The sequence below is a fragment of the Sphingomonas albertensis genome (genome assembly GCF_014358075.1).
Taxonomy (GTDB): Bacteria; Pseudomonadota; Alphaproteobacteria; order Sphingomonadales; family Sphingomonadaceae; genus Sphingomonas; species Sphingomonas albertensis.
This window is the reverse complement of sequence record NZ_JACONT010000001.1, coordinates 115,399-132,733: the sequence shown is the minus strand read 5'-3', so window position 1 is coordinate 132,733 and position 17,335 is coordinate 115,399. Positions and strand designations below refer to the sequence as shown.

The following is a 17,335-nucleotide window of genomic DNA, read 5'->3' as shown; positions in this document are numbered from 1 at the left end:
TATTCGATGCCCCAGCTTCGTCAGCAACCGCGTTACCTGCAACTCGCGCAGACATTGATCAACGAGATCGAGGATGGGCGGTATCCTATCGGCACGCTGTTGCCGACCGAGTTCGAGCTCTGCGACCAGTTCGGCGCGAGCCGCTTCACCGTCCGCGAGGCGATCAAGCGGCTCGTGCAATCGGGCATGGTCTCGCGTCAGGCTGGGGTCGGCACGCGCGTCCTCGGGCTGTCGCGCCCGGCCGCGTACCGACAGGTGATGGAGGGGCTTTCCGACCTCCAGCAATACACCAACGAGACCAGCCTCTCGATTGTCGAGCGCGGGACGATCGCGCTGGACGGCGCGATCGCCGATCAGGTCGGCGCGACACCCGGCCAGACCTGGCTGCACCTCCGCGCGGTGCGCCGCGCCGCCGGGACCAGCCCGATCTCCTATTCGGACATCTATCTCCACCCGGCGTTCCGCAGCCTGAAGCTGGACGACGATGTCGGCGACGTGCCGATCTTCAGCCGGATCGAGGAACAGTTCGGCGAGCGCGTCGCCGAGGTTCGCCAGCATATCGAAGCGGTGGCGATCCCCGCGCCGATCGCCGAATTGCTCGAAACCAAGACCGGTGCACCGGGCCTGCGCCTGACGCGGCAATATCTCAACGCGCGCGGCGAGGTCGTCGAGATGGCGATCAATACGCATCCTGCGGACCGCTATTCCTATTCCCAAACCTTCCGCCGCGATCCCGTATCCGGCCTGTAGAGGACGTCCCATGACCATTGCCGCCCGCAGCATCCTGTTCGTCCCCGGGGATCGTGCCGAGCGTTTCGAAAAGGCGCGCTCGAGCGGCGCGGACATGGTGGTGATCGATCTCGAAGACGCGGTCCTCCCCGACCGCAAGGCCGCGGCGCGTAACACCGTCCATGATGCGCTCGCGGGCCTGACGGAGCCGCGCTTCGTCGTGCGGGTGAACAGCCTGGATACCGCGTGGCACGCCGACGACGTCCGCGCATTCGCGGGCCTGCCAGGCGTCGCGGGGCTGATGCTGCCCAAGGCCGAGCGCGCGTCTGACTTTGTGGCGATGCACGAGGCCGCGGCGGGCAAGCCGCTTCATGCCCTGGTCGAAACCGTCTCGGCGATCCTGAATCTGGCCGACCTCGTCACCGCCCCCGGGCTCGCGCGGCTGTCGTTCGGCACGGTGGACTTCCAAGCCGATGCCGGCATCGACGGTGACGGCGCTGAGATCGACTATGTCCGCACGCAGATCGTCCTTCACTCACGCAACGCCGGGCTTGCGGCACCGGTCGACGGGGTCTCTACCGACCTCACCGACGACGCGGCGCTGGCCCGCGACACCGATCATGCGCGCCGCTTCGGCTTCGCCGGAAAACTCTGCGTCCACCCGCGTCAGGTGGGGATCGTCAACGCTGCCTTCCTCCCTTCCGACGCCGACATCGACTGGGCGACCCGCGTCATCGCCGCGATCGATGGCGCGTTCGGAGCCGTCGCCGTCGACGGCAAACTGATCGACAAACCCGTCGTCGACCGCGCCCGCCGCCTTCTCGAAACCCATGCGGCGTTCCAAGTCGGCTGATAGCGAAAACGGTCGGACGACGGGCTCTTCTCATCGTCTCGCAACTGCCGATTGCCGTCCTATTGCCGGTGCGCGGAGATGTACCGGCCGACCAGCTCGTCGAGCACGTCCAGCGGTAGGGCGCCCTGATCCAGCACCGCTTCGTGGAAGTCGCGAATGTCGAAACGCGGCCCGAGTTCTCGTTCGGCCCGCGCCCGCAACTCCGCGATCTTCAACTCGCCGACCATGTAGCTCGTCGCTTGCCCCGGCCAGTTGAAATACCGGTCGACTTCACGCGCGACATCGGTGTCCGCGACCGAGCTGTTCGCCTTGAAATACGCGATAGCCTGTTCGCGGGTCCAGCGCTTCGAGTGGATGCCGGTATCGAGCACCAGTCGGATCGCGCGCCATACCTGCAACGACAGCATTCCGAACCGGCTATACGGGTCCTTGTAGACGCCCATCTCGTTCGCCAGCCGCTCCGAATAGAGCCCCCAGCCCTCGACATAGGCACCGTAGCCGCCGAACTTGCGGAACTTCGGGATCCCGGTCAGTTCCTGTTGGCGCGCAATCTGGAAATGATGGCCCGGAGCGCCTTCATGTGCGGCGATACCGGCGACCTGCACCTTCTGCGTCTGGTTCATGTCGACGAGGTTGACGTAATAGATGCCGGGTCGCGATCCGTCTGCCGACGGCGGGTTGTAGAATGCGGTCGACGCGGTGCCCTCGCGCCATTTCTCAACCGCGCGAACCTCAAGCGGCGCCTTGGGCAAGGTCCGGAAATATTTGGGCGCAACCGCCATCACCGATGCGATCACGCCGCGGGCGTCACCCAGATACTGTTCGCGACCGGCCTGTGTATTGGGATATTTGAACTGCGGATCGGTGCGGATCTTGGCGAAAAACTGCTCGAGCGTTCCCTGGAAGCCGACTTCGCGCTTGATCGCCTCCATCTCCTGCCGGATCGCGGCGACCTGCTTCAGGCCGAGATCGTGAATCTGGTCGGCGGTCAGGTCGGTCGTGGTCGAGGTCTTCAGCCGGTCTGCGTAATAGGCAGCGCCGTTCGGCAGGCTCCACGCCCCGAAATTGCCCTTCGATTGCGGCTCGATCGCGTCGAGCGTCGCGAACAGCATGTCGTAGCCACGGCGGAACGGTCCGGTCAGCGCCGCACCCGCATCGCGCAACAGCGTCGCCTTCGTCGCGGCGGGCACGTTCAGCGCGCCAACCTTCTTGCGGAAATCCGCCATTAGGGTCGAGTCCGCTCCACTGTCGAACGGCGCACCGACCAGCACGGCGCGGGCATCGGCGCGGGCTGGCGCGAAGTTCACCTTGTTCGGAATGATACCGGCTGCCGCCTGTTCGCGCATCGTCGCGGTAACCTCTCGCATCACCCGCTCGGTATCGCGCAGGCGGGCGATATAGGCCTGGGCATCCGCCAGCGTATCGACCTTGTGATTATTGATCAGCAACACCGGGATGTCGCCAGCCGGGCTGCCGTTGGTCGACACCGGAAAGCGGAGCTTGCGGAACTGAAGCGACTGGCGGCCGCGTTCGACCTCATATTCGAACAATCGATAGCTGACGCGGGCGCTTTCGCCGAGCTGGTCGGGACGGAAGCGCGACTGCATCGCCTTCAACTGCCGCTCCGACAGCGTCTGCGCGCGGAGCGCGGCGGCATCGGTATAGTCGTCGAGGCGGTCGTAGTGCGTCTTTAGCCCGAGCTGCGTCAAAGACTCCGGGCTGAGATCGAGTTGCTGGTCGTACGCGTCGTCGAGGAATTTCAGCAGCGCCGCATCCTGCGCCGCCGTTGCCTGATCCTGGACCGGGACCGGCGCGGCGGCCTGGACGATCGGCAGCGCCGGCAACAGCAATAGGGCAAAGGCAAGACGCATCAGATTCTCCTGTCGAATGCTCGCTTGTCGCGCGCTACTCCGATCGACGCAATCGTCTGCGGTCAGCCGCAATCCAAATCGACAGGCTTATGCGGGCCAAACGATGTAGCTACAGCCTCATGCCAAGGTACGACGGTAGAATTCCAGAGTCAGGCCCATTGCTTGCAGGAACAGCGCGGGATCGTATCGCGGCCCTTCGTCTCGCAGGAACGCATGCTGTGCATTGAGTTCATGCCACTCATAGGCCGCCCCGACTTCTTCGAGCCGTCCGCGGATCGTCTCCCGGCCGGCATAGGGAACATGCGGATCCTGACGCCCCCAGACGAACATGATTTCGGCCTCCAATTCGGCCATTCGCTTGAGGCTATCGTCGGACCGCCCCTCGCCCAAAGTGCCCGAATGGATGTCGGTCGGATAGAAGCAGGCGGACGCGGACACGCGCGGATCGAGCGCTGCGCGATAGGCAAGGTGGCCGCCGAGACATACGCCGAACGTCGCCAGCCTGCCGTTGCAGGCCGGGTGTCCCAGAAGGGCGGTCAAGCCGGCTTCCGCATCGGCATCGAACGCGGCAACGGGCTTGGTGATCTTCAGCGCATTGCCCCGATCCGTGCCGGTCGTATCGTAATTCAGCGCCGTCCCCGCCGGCTCATACTCGTGATAGACCTCCGGAACGGCGACGACATAGCCGTTTCCAGCGAGCATCGCCGCCAGCCGACGGATCGGCGCCGTCACCTGATAGATTTCCGAAAACAGGAGCAGACCGGGGAAACGCCCCTCGATCGCCGGCCGAAACAGATGCATCCGCATCGGGCCGCTGCCGGGCACGTCGACATCCAGTGTCTCGTCGCTACGCAAGATCATCCGCTAATCCTCATGCCGGTGCCGAACAAAATCCCCCGTCGCCATACAGGCTATCCGGCGATCCTGGACAGTCATCGCAGCAGGAATGTTGGCCTACGGCGATGGCGATGGCGATGGCGATGGCGACGAGCGACCAACGGGCCGAGGCCACGGCGTACTGCCCATCCGGCAGGTCGCGAGAGGTTCGCAAACCGTTCGTGAGGCGCAGCCATACTGGACAGACCGAGCACATCATGGTTTTCGCGCGCAATGCCTAGCAATACCCTGCGCCGCCGGTGATCCCGCAGCTCGACCTGTTGTTTCGTGGCGGTGCCACCGGGTTACTGCTGCTGGCGGCGGTGGTGTTTGCGCGCGCGCCGGCGTCGTTGCCGAGCCGGTTCGGGCTGGCGCTGACGCTGTGCACCGTGGTCGGCACGCTGGCGGGATTGCCGCATGCACCGAGCGCGTTCGATCCGCTGCTCGATCTGAGTTCGAACGTCGCGATCCCGTTGTTCTGGCTGTTCGCGCGCGCGTGGTTCGACGATGCGTTTCGTCCGAAACCCGTCGATATGGCGCTGGCGGCGGCATTCCTGTGCTGCACGCTGTACGCCAGCCTCGAGGGGCGCGGGCTGGCGGCGCCGATCGAGGGGCTGGATATCGCGATCTACATCGGCGGGATGGCGTTCGCGATCCATGCGCAGTGGCTGGCGTGGCGCAACCGGCAGGGCGATCTGGTCGAGGCGCGACGGCAGGCGCGGACGATCTTCGTCGTATCGGTCGGGCTCATCATCCTTTGGCTGCTCGGCAGCGAGATCGTCGGACGGCTGACGCATCACCTAGCGCTGTCCGGGATGGCGTCGGCGGTGGGATTGTTCATGGGGGCGTTCGTCATCAGCGCGCTGCTGTTCGGGCTGCGTCATCCGGAAGTCTTTCCGAGCGCGGCGTCGGGCACCGCGGTCGGCGAGGTGCAGGCGGCGACCGTAGCGCCCGAACCGCTCGACGCCGCGCTGGGGCAGAGTCTCGCCCGAATGATGACGCAAGACCGTGCCTATCGCGATCCCGACCTGACGATCGGGATGATCGCCGCGCGCGTCGAGATGCCGGAATATCGCGTGCGGCGGCATATCAATGGTGGCCTGGGCTATCGCAACGTAAGCGATTATCTCAACGAACACCGTATTGCCGAAGTCCGCAGCGCGCTGGCCGACCGGACGCAGGCGGACGTGCCGATCCTGACGATCGCGGTGGACGCGGGCTTCGGCAGCCTCGTGATGTTCAACCGCGTGTTCAAGGAACGACTGGGCGAAACCCCGAGCGCGTTTCGGCGACGGCACCTCGACGGCTGAGTGAAGCCGGTTTTCAGGACCGCAAACCGGTCGTTTTCGAAAACGACTGGTCGGTTTCGAGGATCGGCAGGCCAGGATGGGCCCGGATCGTCAGGGCGACCGCGTTCACCAACGGGACGCGACGATGCCGAAGATTTTCCCCACGACCACCGGGCTGATTGCCGCCGGCCTGACCCTGTTATCATGCGCCGGCTGCACGTCGGAGCCGGCCGCATCGCCCGTACCGGACGGTACGCTAGTCGATGTCGTCACGATCCATCGTGCCGGCGGCCGTACCTCGTCCTTCGACGGTGTCCTGCGACCACGTCGCGATATCGCGCTCGGGTTCAAGACCGGCGGCCGCGTGCTCGCCTTGACAGTGCAGGTCGGCGATCACGTCCGTGCCGGGCAGGTGCTCGCCCGCCTGACGCGGACCGAGGCGATCGCCGATGCCGGGCAGGCGCGTGCCGAACTGGCCGCCGCCACCGCCGAGGCGATCCGGGCAGGCGATGCGGCGCGGCGCGCTTCCGGGCTGGACGGGATCGGCGCACTGTCGGCAGCGGACGTCCATGACCGCGCGCTGACCGCCAGCGCCGCGGCGGCCAAGCGCGACGCGGCGCGCGCGGCGTTCGAGCGCAGCCGTGTGACGCTTGCGGACGCCGTGTTGGTCGCGCCCGAGGATGGCGTGGTGACCGAACGTGCGGCCGAATCGGGCACCGTTGTCGATGCCGGTGGTGTCGTCGTCCGGCTCGCGGCAGGCAGCCCCGAAATCGAGGTTCGCCTGCCCGAGCGCGCGCGCCTGGCCGGCGGCACGATGGCGGACGCCAGCTTCTGGTCCGCGCCGGATATGATCGCCGAGGCGCGCCTCAGGCTCGTCGGCCCCGCGGCGGACGGCACGCTCCGGTTGCGGACTGCGCGGTTCACAGTGCTGGGCGACGTATCGGCGATCCCGTTCAACAGTTCGGCGACGCTCACCTTGCGGCTGCCCGATCCCAAGGCGACAATCCGCGTGCCGCTGACCGCGCTCGGCGCGCAGGGCAGCCAGCCGCATGTCTGGACGCTGTCGAGCGGCGCCAACGGGGGCGGAAACGGGGGCGGCAACCGCGTCCACCGCCAGCCGGTGCATCTGGTCGACCTGCGCGGCGACGATGCGATCGTCTCCGGCTTGCCCGATGGCCAGCGGATCGTCGCGAGCGGCGGCGATACGCTGTCGGAAGGGCAGCATGTCGTCGTGGCCGGCAGCGTCGCGGGCGGCAACTGAGCGATGGACCGTTTCAACCTGTCGCGCTGGGCGACCCGCCATCCCGCGCTCGTCGGCTTCCTGATCGCGCTGCTGTTTGCCGCCGGCACCGCGCGATTCTTCGCGCTCGGCCGCGACGAGGATCCGGGGTTCACGCTGAAGGAGATGATCGTCGCCGCGGCATGGCCCGGCGCGACGCCCGCGCAGATGCAGGCGCAGGTCGCGGGGCCGATCGAACGCCGGCTGCGCGCGACCGAAAACCTCGATTTCCTTCAGACCTATTGCGTCGACGGCCACTGCGTCATCCACGTCTCGCTGACCGACGGCGCGCCCAAGGACCGCGTGCCGGTGATCTGGCAACAGGTGCGCAAGCGGCTGAAGGATATCGAGCCCGATCTGCCCGCCGGCGCGTCAGTCGCCGCGGATGACGATTATGCCGACGTTTACGGCTATGTCTTCACGCTGACCGGCGCGGACAATGCGCGGTTGGTCGCGCTGGCCGAGCAGGCGCGCGACGCGATGCTGCGCGTGCCCGGCGCGGGCAAGGCGCAGATCACCGGCGAAATCCCGCGCAAGCTGTTCGTCGATCTCGACAGCCGCCGGCTCGCCGCGATGGGCGTGTCGCCGGGCGCGATCGCGCAGGCGCTGGCGAAGCGCACCAGCGTCGCGCCATCCGGCGTCGCGGACCGATCGATGCGCGTGCCCGTGCGGATCGGCGGCGGTGTGGACGGGGGCGTGGACGGGGGCGTGGACGGGGGCGCGGACGACGTCGAGGCGATTGAGGCCACGGCCGTTCCTGCGGCGAACGGCACCGTGAAGGTCGGCGATATCGGCATGGTCAGCAACGGCTATGCCGATCCGCCAGACGGGCTGGTCCGCCACGCAGCAAAGCCTGCGGTGGTGCTGGCGATCGCGATGGCTCCCGGGGCCGACGGCCTCGGCTTCGGCAAGCGGCTGTCGAATGTCGCCGCCGAGTTCGGGCGCACCCTGCCAGCCGGGGTCAAGCTGACGCAGGTCGAGGACCAGAGCCAGAATATCCGCGAGGCGGTCGACGCGTTCCTCATCAAATTCTTCTGCGCGCTGTCGGTGGTGCTGATCGTCGCGTTCGTGACGCTGGGGTGGCGGACCGGCGTGGTCGTCGCGCTGTCGGTGCCGCTGACGCTGGCGATCGTCGCGCTGTTCATGGGGGCAAGCGGGATCGGGCTGGAACGGATTTCGCTCGGCGCGCTGATCCTGTCGCTCGGGCTGCTGGTCGACGATGCGATCATCAGCGTCGAGGCGATGGTGGTGCAACTCGAAAAGGGCGCGACGCGTGCCGATGCCGCGGCGTATGCGTGGACGCACACCGCGTTCCCGATGCTGACGGGAACGCTGCTGACGATCGTCGGCTTCCTGCCGGTCGGGTTCGCACAATCGACCACCAGCGAATATGCTGGCGGGATCTTCTGGGTGACGGGCTCCGCGTTGCTGGTCAGCTGGGTCGTCGCGGTCGTCTTCACGCCGTATCTGGGCGTGCGGCTGCTGCCCGAGGCGGTCTCGCACCACGATCCAGACGCGATGTACGACACGCCGGTCTATCGACGACTACGCCGGGTCGTCGATGCGTGCATGGCGCGCCGTAGGACTGTGGTCGCGGTCACGGCGGCGCTGCTGGTGGCGAGCCTCGCTGGGACGATGCTGGTGCGGCAGCAATTCTTTCCCACCTCGGACCGCCCCGAGATCATCGTCGACGTGAGCCTGCGCCCCGGCGCGTCGCTGTCCGCCACCTCGGCGGCGGTCAAGCGGATTGAGGCGGGCATCGTGCACGACCGCGATGTCGCGCAGGTCGACAGCTATATCGGGCAGGGCTCCCCGCGCTTCTATTTGCCTTATGGTCCGTCGTTGCCCGATCCGGCAACCGCGACGATGGTGCTGGTCGCGAGCGACCTCCACGCACGCGAACGCGTGATCGCGCGGCTGCTGGCGAACCACGTCTCGCCCGAGGCCAAGCTCCATGTCCGCCGCCTGTCGCTCGGGCCGAGCGCCGGCTTCCCCGTGCAATATCGCGTGATCGGCCCTGATCCGGAAATGCTGCGGACGATCGCCACGCGGATCGAGGCGGTGCTCCGCGCGACGCCGGGGACGACCGCGGTGCAGGCCGATTGGGGGACGCCGTCGGTCGCGATGCGGCTTGACCTTGATAGCGAGCGGGTCGCGCGGCTCGGGCTCGACCGGGCGCAGCTGGCGGGCGAGGTCGCGACGATGCTGTCGGGCCAGCCGGCGGGCGAGGTGCTGCGCGGGACCAAGCGGATCGGCATCATCGTGCGCGGCACGGCGGCGGAACGCAGCGATCCGGGGCGGCTCGGCGACATGGCGGTCAGCACGCCCGGTGGTCCGGAGCCGCTCGCTCAGATCGCGCGGATCGGCGTGACCACCGAACAGCCGATCGTGTGGACGCGCGACGGTGCGCTCTGCATGACCGTGCAGGCGGACATGACCGGCGACGTGCAGGCGTCCGAGGTCGTCGACGCAGCAGCAGCACGCGTGGCCACGATCGCCGCATCGCTCCCCGCCGGATACCGGATCGAGGACGGCGGCGACGGCGAATTGTCCGCCAAGGCGAACGACGCGATCTACGCGCTGCTGCCGATCACCTTCGGGCTGATGCTCCTGCTGCTGATGATCCAGCTGCAAAGCATCGGGCGCGCGCTGCTGGTGCTGGCGACCGCGCCGCTCGGGGTGATCGGTGCGGTGGTGGCGCTGCTGCTGACCGGCGCGCCATTCGGGTTCGTCGCGTTGCTCGGGCTGATCGCGCTGGCGGGGATGATCATGCGCAATTCGATCATCCTGGTCGATCAGGTGCAGCATAACCAGGCCGAGGGCATGGACCTGCATGCGGCGATCGTCGCCGCGACGATCGGCCGCTCGCGCCCGGTCGTGCTGACGGCGCTGGCGGCGGTGCTCGCGTTCATTCCGCTGTGTTTCAACATCTTCTGGGGGCCGATGGCGATCGTCATGATCGGCGGGCTGATCGGCGCGACGATCCTGACGCTGGTCGCGCTGCCCGCGCTGTACGCGCTCGCCTTCGATCGCAAATCCGGCCTTCCGCAGCAGGACCACCACGATGCATGAACCGAATGTCTCGCGCGCCCTGCCGCTGCTGCTCGCCGCCGCGCTGGCAGGGTGCACGGTCGGGCCGAACTTCACGCCGCCCGCGCCGATCCTGCCGCCGGTGTGGCAGGGGGCGGCCCCGGTGGCGGCTAGCACCGATGCGCGCTGGTGGCGCAGCTTCGACGATCCGGTGCTCGATGCGCTGGAGGCGCGGGCTGGTGCGGCGAACCTCGATATCGCAGCGGCGATCGAGCGGATCACCGCCGCGCGGATCGAGCGCGGTCAGGCGCGCGCCGCCGGTGCGCCGCAGGTCGAGGGACAGGCGGGGTACAGCCGCGAACGCCTCGGCACGGCGGGGATCGCCTCGGTCACGCAGACTGTGCTCGGCGTCACGCCGACGACGACCCCGCCCAAGGGTGTCGATTTCGATCTTTACAGCGTCGGCGTCGGCGCGAGCTGGGAACTCGATCTGTGGGGCGGCCACCGGCGTCAGGCCGAAGCCGCGCAGGCCTCGGTCGAAGCCACCGAAGCCGCCGCGCGCGGGGTGCGCCTGTCGGTCGAGGCCGAGGTCGCGCGCAGCTATGTCCAGTTGCGCGGCCTGTGGGACGAACGCCGCATTGCGCAGCAAGACGTCGCCATCGCCGACCGCAACGCCGCAATCGCGCGTGCGCTGTTGGCGCGCGGGCTCGCCACGCCGATCGATCTCGCCGCGACCGAGGAAAAGCTGCGGGCGCTGCGCGGCGATATCGTCGACCTCGATCATCAGGCGGCGGCGACGCAGCGCGCGCTCGCGATCCTGGTCGGGGGCACGCCCGATTCCGCGCCGTTCGACCGCGCGACGCTGCAACCGCCGAAGCCCCTGCCGGCGACCGCAGTGCGTCTGCCCTCGGACGTCGCCCGCACGCGGCCTGACATCGTCGAGGCCGAGGCACGACTCCACGCCGCGACCGCGCAGATCGGCGTGGCACAGGCCGATTTCTATCCCAAGATCAGCCTGACCGGCCTGTTCGACATCGACGTGCTCAGCCTCTCCGACTTCGGCTGGAACGCGCGCAGCACCAGCATCGGGCCAAGCCTGTCGCTGCCGATCTTCTCTGGCGGCCGGTTGCAGCGGCAACTCGACCTGCGCCGGTCGGAGGACCGCAGCGCCGCGCTCGCGTACCGGCAGACCGTCCTCAACGCGTGGCGCGAAGTCGACGACGCGCTGTCGGCGACTCGCGCCGCGACCGAACGCACCGACCTGTCCGACCGCGACCTTGCCGCGCGGCGCGAGACGGTCGCGCGGGTCGAGGCGCGCTACGCTCGCGGCGATATCGCGCTGCCGCCGGTGCTCGACGCGCGCGAGGCCGCGCTGTCGGCGGAGCGCGCGCTCGTCCGCCAGCGCGTCGCCGCCATGATCGCCCACATCCAGCTCCACCGCGCGCTCGGCGGCTAGCGGTTAGCGGTTCGCAGCGCCTGCCCCCCCTCCAAGACCAAGGACATTTCCATGCTCCCCACTCGAACTTCAGCGATCATCCTCGGCGGCGCGCTGACCGCGATCGGCGCAGCCCCCGCACGCGCGCAGGACCAGCCCGCCGATCTCTACCGCGATACCGTGACGGTCGGTGCGGGGGTCGCAGCGCTGCCCGTTTACGAAGGCTCCAACGACTACCGGATCACCCCCGTCCCCGCCGCGATCGGTGCGATCAAGGGCTATGGCTTCGTCCTCGCCGGCAATCAGCTGAGCGTCGATCTGATCAAGGACAGGCCCGGTCCGGTCTGGGATTTCCAGGCGGGCCCGATCGCGCAGCTCAACTTCAACCACGGTGCGTCCGGCAGCATCGACGACCTCCGCGTCCGTGCGCTCGGCAAGCGCGCTACCGCCGTCGAACTCGGCGGCTATGTCGGCATCGGCAAGACCGGCGTGCTGACCAGCCCCTACGACAAGTTGTCGGTCACGCTCGGCTATCGCCACGACGTCAGCGGCGTCCACGACAGCGGGATCTGGAACCCAAGCATCACCTATTTCGCGCCGCTGTCGCGCAAAGCCGCGATCGGCCTGTTCGCCTCCGCCGACATCGTCGAACGCGGCTATGCGCAGACCTATTACAGCGTCTCCGCGGCGCAGAGCGTGGCGAGCGGGCTGCCGATCTACACCGCCGGCGCTGGCCTCAAGAACTGGACGCTCGGCGCGATCGGCAGCTATTCGCTCACCGGCGACCTGCTGCACGGCGTCAAGATCGTCGCGGGTGGCACCTATGGCCGCATGGACGGCGACATCGCCCGCAGCCCGCTCGTCGCGATCGCCGGATCGCGCGACCAGTGGCTCGGGACGATCGGCCTTGCGTACACGTTCTGATGTCCAAAGCGGCTAAATCAAAGGAATCTGCGGTTTCGGCTGTGCACATCGCCTATCCGGACGTCTATCTACCATGATGAAGCGCACGCGACCTGCAGGTGTCATGCCGGAGCACGACCTGTCGGCGCTGATGGAGCGCATACGTCCGGCGCTGATGGCGTTCTTCGTCCGGCGTCTGAGCGACCCGCTGCAGGCGGAGGATCTGATCCAGGATCTTTTCATCCGCATGGCGACCATGACCGGGCCGGCGACGAACAATCCCGAAGGTTATATCTTCCAGGCCGCGGCCAATCTCCTGCGCGACAATTACCGGCGCGAGGCCACGCGCTCGCGCTATCTGCAATCGCGCGCGGGCGATCCCGACCTTGCTATCGACCCGATCGACGCCGAGCGGTTGCTGTCCGCGCGGCAGAGCGTCGGGTGTGTCGCGCGGACGCTGGGCGGACTGCCGGACCGCACCCGCCAGATTTTCATCCTCTATCGGTTGGAGGGCATGCAGCGAAAGGCGATCGCCGATGCGTTCGGCATCTCGGTCAGCGCGGTCGAAAAGCATATCGCGAACGCGATGCGGGCGTTGCTGGCAGACATGGGAGACTCGCAATGACCGCGCCCCGGTCCGACGAGGACATGGTCGTCGAATGGTGCCTGCGATTGAGCGACGGCAGCATGTCGTCGGAGGACCGCGACAAACTGCACGATTGGCTCGCCGGCGACGCGACCCGTGGCGAGCGACTGGGCGCTGCACTCGCGGTGTGGGACGCGGTCGATGCGGACGCCGACGCGCCCGAGATGCTCGCCCTGCGCCGCGAAGCGCTCGGTGCGGTCCACCGCGCCGGACAGCGCCGCTGGCTGCGCACGAAGTTCGTGTCCCAGCCCATCCTGTGGGCGATCGCCGCGGCATTGCTGCTGACGCTGGCGCTCGGGTCGCTGCTGTGGCGGCAGGACGGGCGCGACGAATATCGCACCGGGATCGGCGAGCGTCGCGTCATTGCGCTGGCCGATGGCTCGCGCCTGTCGCTGGATGCCGACAGCGTCGTCACGGTGTCGTTCACCGCGCAACGCCGCAACGTCGTCCTCGAACGGGGCCGCGCGCGGTTCAAGGTCGCAAAGGACCCGCTTCGCCCGTTCGCGGTACGGAGCGGCCGCAATATGGTCGTCGCGACCGGAACCGAATTCTCGGTCGAACGGCTCAGCCGCGAGGTGCGGGTCGCGCTGTTCGAAGGGCGGGTCGCGGTGCTGCGCGATACGCCGCAGGGGCAGACGAGCGAGATCGTCCGGCGCGATGGTCGTAGCGTTACCGCGGAGCGTGCGCTGACGCCCGGCTACGAAATCGGTCTGCCGGTAGCGGGGACGATCGGGTCGATCGGTCCGGTGATCGGCCCTATGGGCGGCGGCGAGGGCTGGGGTGCGGAACAGATCAGCTTCACGTCCGAGACGCTTGGCACCGCCGCGGAACGGATAAACCGCTATGCCGAGCGACGACGGATCACCGTCGATCCCGGCGTCGCGGACGTCCGGATCAGCGGGGTCTTCAACGTCGGCGATGTTGATGCGTTCGCGCAGGCCATCGCTGCGACCTTCCCCGTCGATGCCACCGTCGACGATGCGGAAATCCGGCTGCGCCGACGCCGATGATACCGGTTGAGCGCCAAAATAACATCAATTGAAGATAAATGCGGTAATTTGCTGAGCATCCGCGCACGCCATGCGTCATAAAAGTATAACCTGACGAGGGGGCGGTTGATGACTGTGACGAAGCGCATGATTCTCGGCGCAAGCTGCGCGGCTATAGCGACGATGATGACGGTCACGTCGGCGCAGGCGCAGGCACCGCAAGCCCAGCGGGTGGTCCGCATCGATATCAAGGCACAGCCGCTGGGTACGGCGCTGCGATTGCTCGGTCGTCAGATGCATGTGCAGATCGTGTTCGACGAAGCGGCACTCGGTGGTCGCATTGCCCCCTCCATCATCGGCGCGATGACGGCGGACGCGGCGATCGGCCGCTTGCTCCAGGGCAGCGGCCTCACGATGTCGCGGACCGGCCAGGGCGTCTATGTGATCACCCGCCCCGCCGCGCTCACCCGGGTCGCGATTACGGTACCGGGAACCGCCCAGGATCGCGCGGCGGCCGATACCGAAGTCGACACCGCCCCAACGCCCCCGCCCGGCGGCGACATCGTCGTCACCGGGTCGCGCATCCGCTCCAAGAACCTCGTCGAGACCGCGCCGGTGACCAGCGTCACCCAGGCAGACATCAAACTGCAGGCGGCGTTCAGCGTGCAGGAAGTGCTGAACCGCGTACCCGCGATCAAGAACAGCGATACCAATTTGTCGAACGGCAACGGACGCCAGCAATTCGATTTCCACGGGCTGGGCACCAACCGGACGCTCACGCTGATCGACGGCCAGCGGATCGGAGTCACCGAAGGCATCGACGCCTCCGTCGTGCCGGTCGGGCTGATCGAGCGGGTCGACCTGCTGACCGGCGGAGCATCCGCGGTCTATGGCTCGGATGCGATCGGCGGGGTGGTGAACTTCATCCTTCGCAAGGACTTCGAAGGCGTCAACGCGAACGTCAACTACGGCTTCTACAACGCCGACAACCGCGACAACATCGCCGCGCAGGCGGCACGCAATTCCGGGTTTGCGGTCCCCAGCGGCATGACCAACGATGGCGGCCGGTTCGACGCCAATATCAGCATGGGCAAGAACTTCGCCGGCGGCCGGGGCAATATCTCGGTGTTCGGCGCGTACAGCCAGACCGAACCCGTGCTCGCCTCGTCGCGCTCGTTCTCGGTCTGCCCCATCACGCTGTCGGGCCAGACCGTGGTCTGCGCATCGCCGTCGTCCGCCACCTCGGCGGGGTATTTCCAGGCGCTGTCGGGCCCGGCGCAGAATGGCAACATCCTGACCAACGCGGCCGATGGCGGCCGCGAATTCGTCCCGTTCACGGGCACGAACGGCTATAACTACAACGACAGCTTCTATTTCCAGCGGCAGAACAAGCGCTACAACGGCGCGACGTTCCTGAACTACGAAGTCTCGAAGGCGATTCAGCTCTACGCGAACGGGCTGTATCTGCGGTCCGAATCGCAGAGCCAGTCGGACCCCGCCACCATCCAGCCCGGATCGACCCCGTACGACATCAACTGCAACAACCCCCTGCTGTCCGCGCAACAGGCCGGCGCGCTGTGCGGATCGGCGGCCGGCACCAGCACGAACGTCCGCACCGACGTGCGCTACCGCTTCACCGAGCCGCAGACGACGCGGTCGTCGAACGAGATCTATCGCGCGGTGGCGGGCGTTCGCGGCGATCTCGGCAGCGCCTGGCATTACGATGTCGGCGGCGTCTACTCGACCACGCTGTACCGCCAGCAGCAGACCGGTCGGATCGATCCGACCAATGTCGCCAACGCGTTGCAGGTGGTCGACGTCAACGGCACGCCGACCTGCGTCTCGGCCGTCAACGGATCAGACCCGAGCTGTGTCCCGCTCGACATCTTCTCGACCAACGGGCCGAGTGCCGCCGCGGTGGACTATCTGTCCTATGCGGAGGGCGGCGGCGTGTTCCGCGAACGCTATGAGCAGTGGGTCGGCAATGCCAACGTCACCGGCGATCTCGGCGATTACGGCCTCAAAAGCCCCTTCTCGACCAAGGGCATCAACGTCGCGGTCGGCGGCGAATACCGCCGGAACACCTATCGATCGCGCCCCGATGCCGCGTACCAGGCCGCCTTCGGCTCGACGCCGACGACCTTGTCGAACGAAGCCGCCGACCTGTACGGCGAGATCAACGTGCCGCTGGTCAGCGACAAGCCGTTCATCCGCGACCTGAGCGTCGGCGCGGCGATCCGCGGCTCGAAATATTCGGGCATCGCGAAGGCGCAGTCGACCTACAAGATCGACGGTAGCTGGCGCCCGGTCGAGGACATCCTGTTCCGCGCGAGCTATAACAAGGCTACGCGTGCGCCGAGCATCTACGAGCTCTCGTCCAACGCCAATACGAGCTACGGCACGCTCGATACGAACACGCTCGGCGATCCCTGTGCGGGGACCAGCCCGGTCGCGAGCCGCGAGATCTGCGCCAGCACCGGCGTGACCGACGCGCAATATGGTTCGATCGCGCAATGTCCCGACTTACTGTGCACCGTGCGCAACGGCTCGGAGGGGTTGGTGACGCCGGAGGTCGCGCATACCTACACCTATGGCCTCGTCCTCACGCCGCGGATGCTGCGCGGTTTCTCCGCCACCGCCGATTATTACAGCATCGAGATCGAGAACGGCATCGGCTATTACCGGGCGATCGACTTCCTGCAGACCTGCGCCAACACCGGCTATGAGTTCTTCTGCAGCCAGCTGAAGCGCAACGCCGACGGGACGCTGTTCAGCAATGCCGGATCGGCAACGGGCTACATCAACCAGGGGTATAGCAACCTCGGCCGGACCAACGCGCGCGGCTTCAATTTCTCCGCGAACTACGACACGCGGCTGGGCAATTGGGCGCGGTTCTCGACCAGCTACACGTCGACGCTGCAAACCGCGAAGGGCGGCGATCTGGGGCTGCCCGATACCGACTTCAACGTGGTCGGGCTGTTTGGCCCGTATGCGGGTCAGGGCTATCGCCGCTATCAGCATAATTTCCGGTTCACGCTGAGTTCGCCCGAGTCCGCGCAGACGCAGGGGCTGATCTCGGTCAACTGGCGCCATAATTCGGGGCTCAAGAACTCGCGGCTCGACGGCAATCCGATCTTCGGGGAGGACGATCCGACCGTGCCGGACGAATACAAGTATCTGCCCGCCTACGACGTGTTCGATCTGAGCGGCAGCGTGACGATATCGCGCGCGCTGACGCTGCGGGTGGTGGTGAACAACGTGCTCAACCGCTCGGCACCGGTCCGCCCGAGCCCGCCACTCGAGGCCGCCGAACGCGTCAACACCTCGCCGTCGGTGTATGACTCGCTCGGCCGGTCGATCAGCGTAGGGGCGACGGTCGATTTCTGAGCTGGGTACCAAGTCCCCCGCGTCCGACGGGGTATCGCGTCGCGCCGT

General features: G+C 67.3%; 12 protein-coding genes. 10 read left to right on the top strand and 2 right to left on the bottom strand.

The genetic code is table 11. From position 1 onward, the window contains the following. The first annotated feature begins 6 nt into the window (after window positions 1-6). The gene (locus H8S47_RS00580) at window positions 7-750 is read left to right on the top strand and encodes a GntR family transcriptional regulator (RefSeq protein ID WP_187501985.1); all 744 of its coding nucleotides are present in this window, start codon (window positions 7-9) and stop codon (window positions 748-750) included. Between the two features lie 10 nt (window positions 751-760). After that, window positions 761-1,582 carry an HpcH/HpaI aldolase/citrate lyase family protein gene (locus tag H8S47_RS00575; RefSeq protein ID WP_187501984.1) on the top strand — a complete coding sequence of 274 codons (822 nt, stop codon included), beginning with the start codon at window positions 761-763 and terminating at the stop codon, window positions 1,580-1,582. Between the two features lie 59 nt (window positions 1,583-1,641). Here H8S47_RS00575 and H8S47_RS00570 read toward each other — a convergent pair whose 3' ends face one another. After that, window positions 1,642-3,453: a DUF885 domain-containing protein gene (locus H8S47_RS00570; protein WP_187501983.1), complete on the bottom strand. Its 1,812-nt coding sequence runs from the start codon at window positions 3,451-3,453 to the stop codon at window positions 1,642-1,644. A 117-nt stretch (window positions 3,454-3,570) separates the two neighbouring features. Then, on the bottom strand, window positions 3,571-4,314 hold the full coding sequence (locus tag H8S47_RS00565; RefSeq protein WP_187501982.1) for a dienelactone hydrolase family protein: 744 nt from the start codon (window positions 4,312-4,314) through the stop codon (window positions 3,571-3,573). A gap of 275 nt (window positions 4,315-4,589) precedes the next feature. On the opposite strand from H8S47_RS00565, the gene H8S47_RS19075 reads away from it, so the two are divergent. The 8 genes from H8S47_RS19075 to H8S47_RS00525 all read left to right on the top strand — a co-directional run bounded on the left by H8S47_RS19075 (window position 4,590) and on the right by H8S47_RS00525 (window position 17,287). Further along, window positions 4,590-5,639 (top strand): AraC family transcriptional regulator, encoded by a 1,050-nt coding sequence (locus H8S47_RS19075; protein ID WP_187501981.1) that lies wholly within the window; start codon window positions 4,590-4,592, stop codon window positions 5,637-5,639. Window positions 5,640-5,763: 124 nt separating this feature from the next. After that, window positions 5,764-6,879 carry an efflux RND transporter periplasmic adaptor subunit gene (locus H8S47_RS00555; protein WP_187501980.1) on the top strand — a complete coding sequence of 372 codons (1,116 nt, stop codon included), beginning with the start codon at window positions 5,764-5,766 and terminating at the stop codon, window positions 6,877-6,879. Between the two features lie 3 nt (window positions 6,880-6,882). Beyond that, window positions 6,883-9,969, top strand: a complete 3,087-nt coding sequence (locus tag H8S47_RS00550) for an efflux RND transporter permease subunit (protein WP_187501979.1) — start codon at window positions 6,883-6,885, stop codon at window positions 9,967-9,969. Next, a complete protein-coding gene (locus H8S47_RS00545) occupies window positions 9,962-11,383 on the top strand; it encodes an efflux transporter outer membrane subunit (protein ID WP_187501978.1) in 1,422 nt (473 codons plus the stop codon). The genes H8S47_RS00550 and H8S47_RS00545 overlap by 8 nt, the downstream gene beginning before the upstream one ends. 51 nt (window positions 11,384-11,434) lie before the next feature. Continuing rightward, window positions 11,435-12,286, top strand: a complete 852-nt coding sequence (locus H8S47_RS00540) for a MipA/OmpV family protein (RefSeq protein ID WP_187501977.1) — start codon at window positions 11,435-11,437, stop codon at window positions 12,284-12,286. A gap of 103 nt (window positions 12,287-12,389) precedes the next feature. Continuing rightward, the gene (locus H8S47_RS00535; RefSeq protein WP_187501976.1) at window positions 12,390-12,890 is read left to right on the top strand and encodes an RNA polymerase sigma factor; all 501 of its coding nucleotides are present in this window, start codon (window positions 12,390-12,392) and stop codon (window positions 12,888-12,890) included. Then, a complete protein-coding gene (locus H8S47_RS00530; protein ID WP_187501975.1) occupies window positions 12,887-13,921 on the top strand; it encodes a FecR family protein in 1,035 nt (344 codons plus the stop codon). Before H8S47_RS00535 ends, H8S47_RS00530 begins: the two co-directional genes overlap by 4 nt. 108 nt (window positions 13,922-14,029) lie before the next feature. Further along, the gene (locus H8S47_RS00525; protein WP_187501974.1) at window positions 14,030-17,287 is read left to right on the top strand and encodes a TonB-dependent receptor; all 3,258 of its coding nucleotides are present in this window, start codon (window positions 14,030-14,032) and stop codon (window positions 17,285-17,287) included. Window positions 17,288-17,335: the final 48 nt, after the last annotated feature.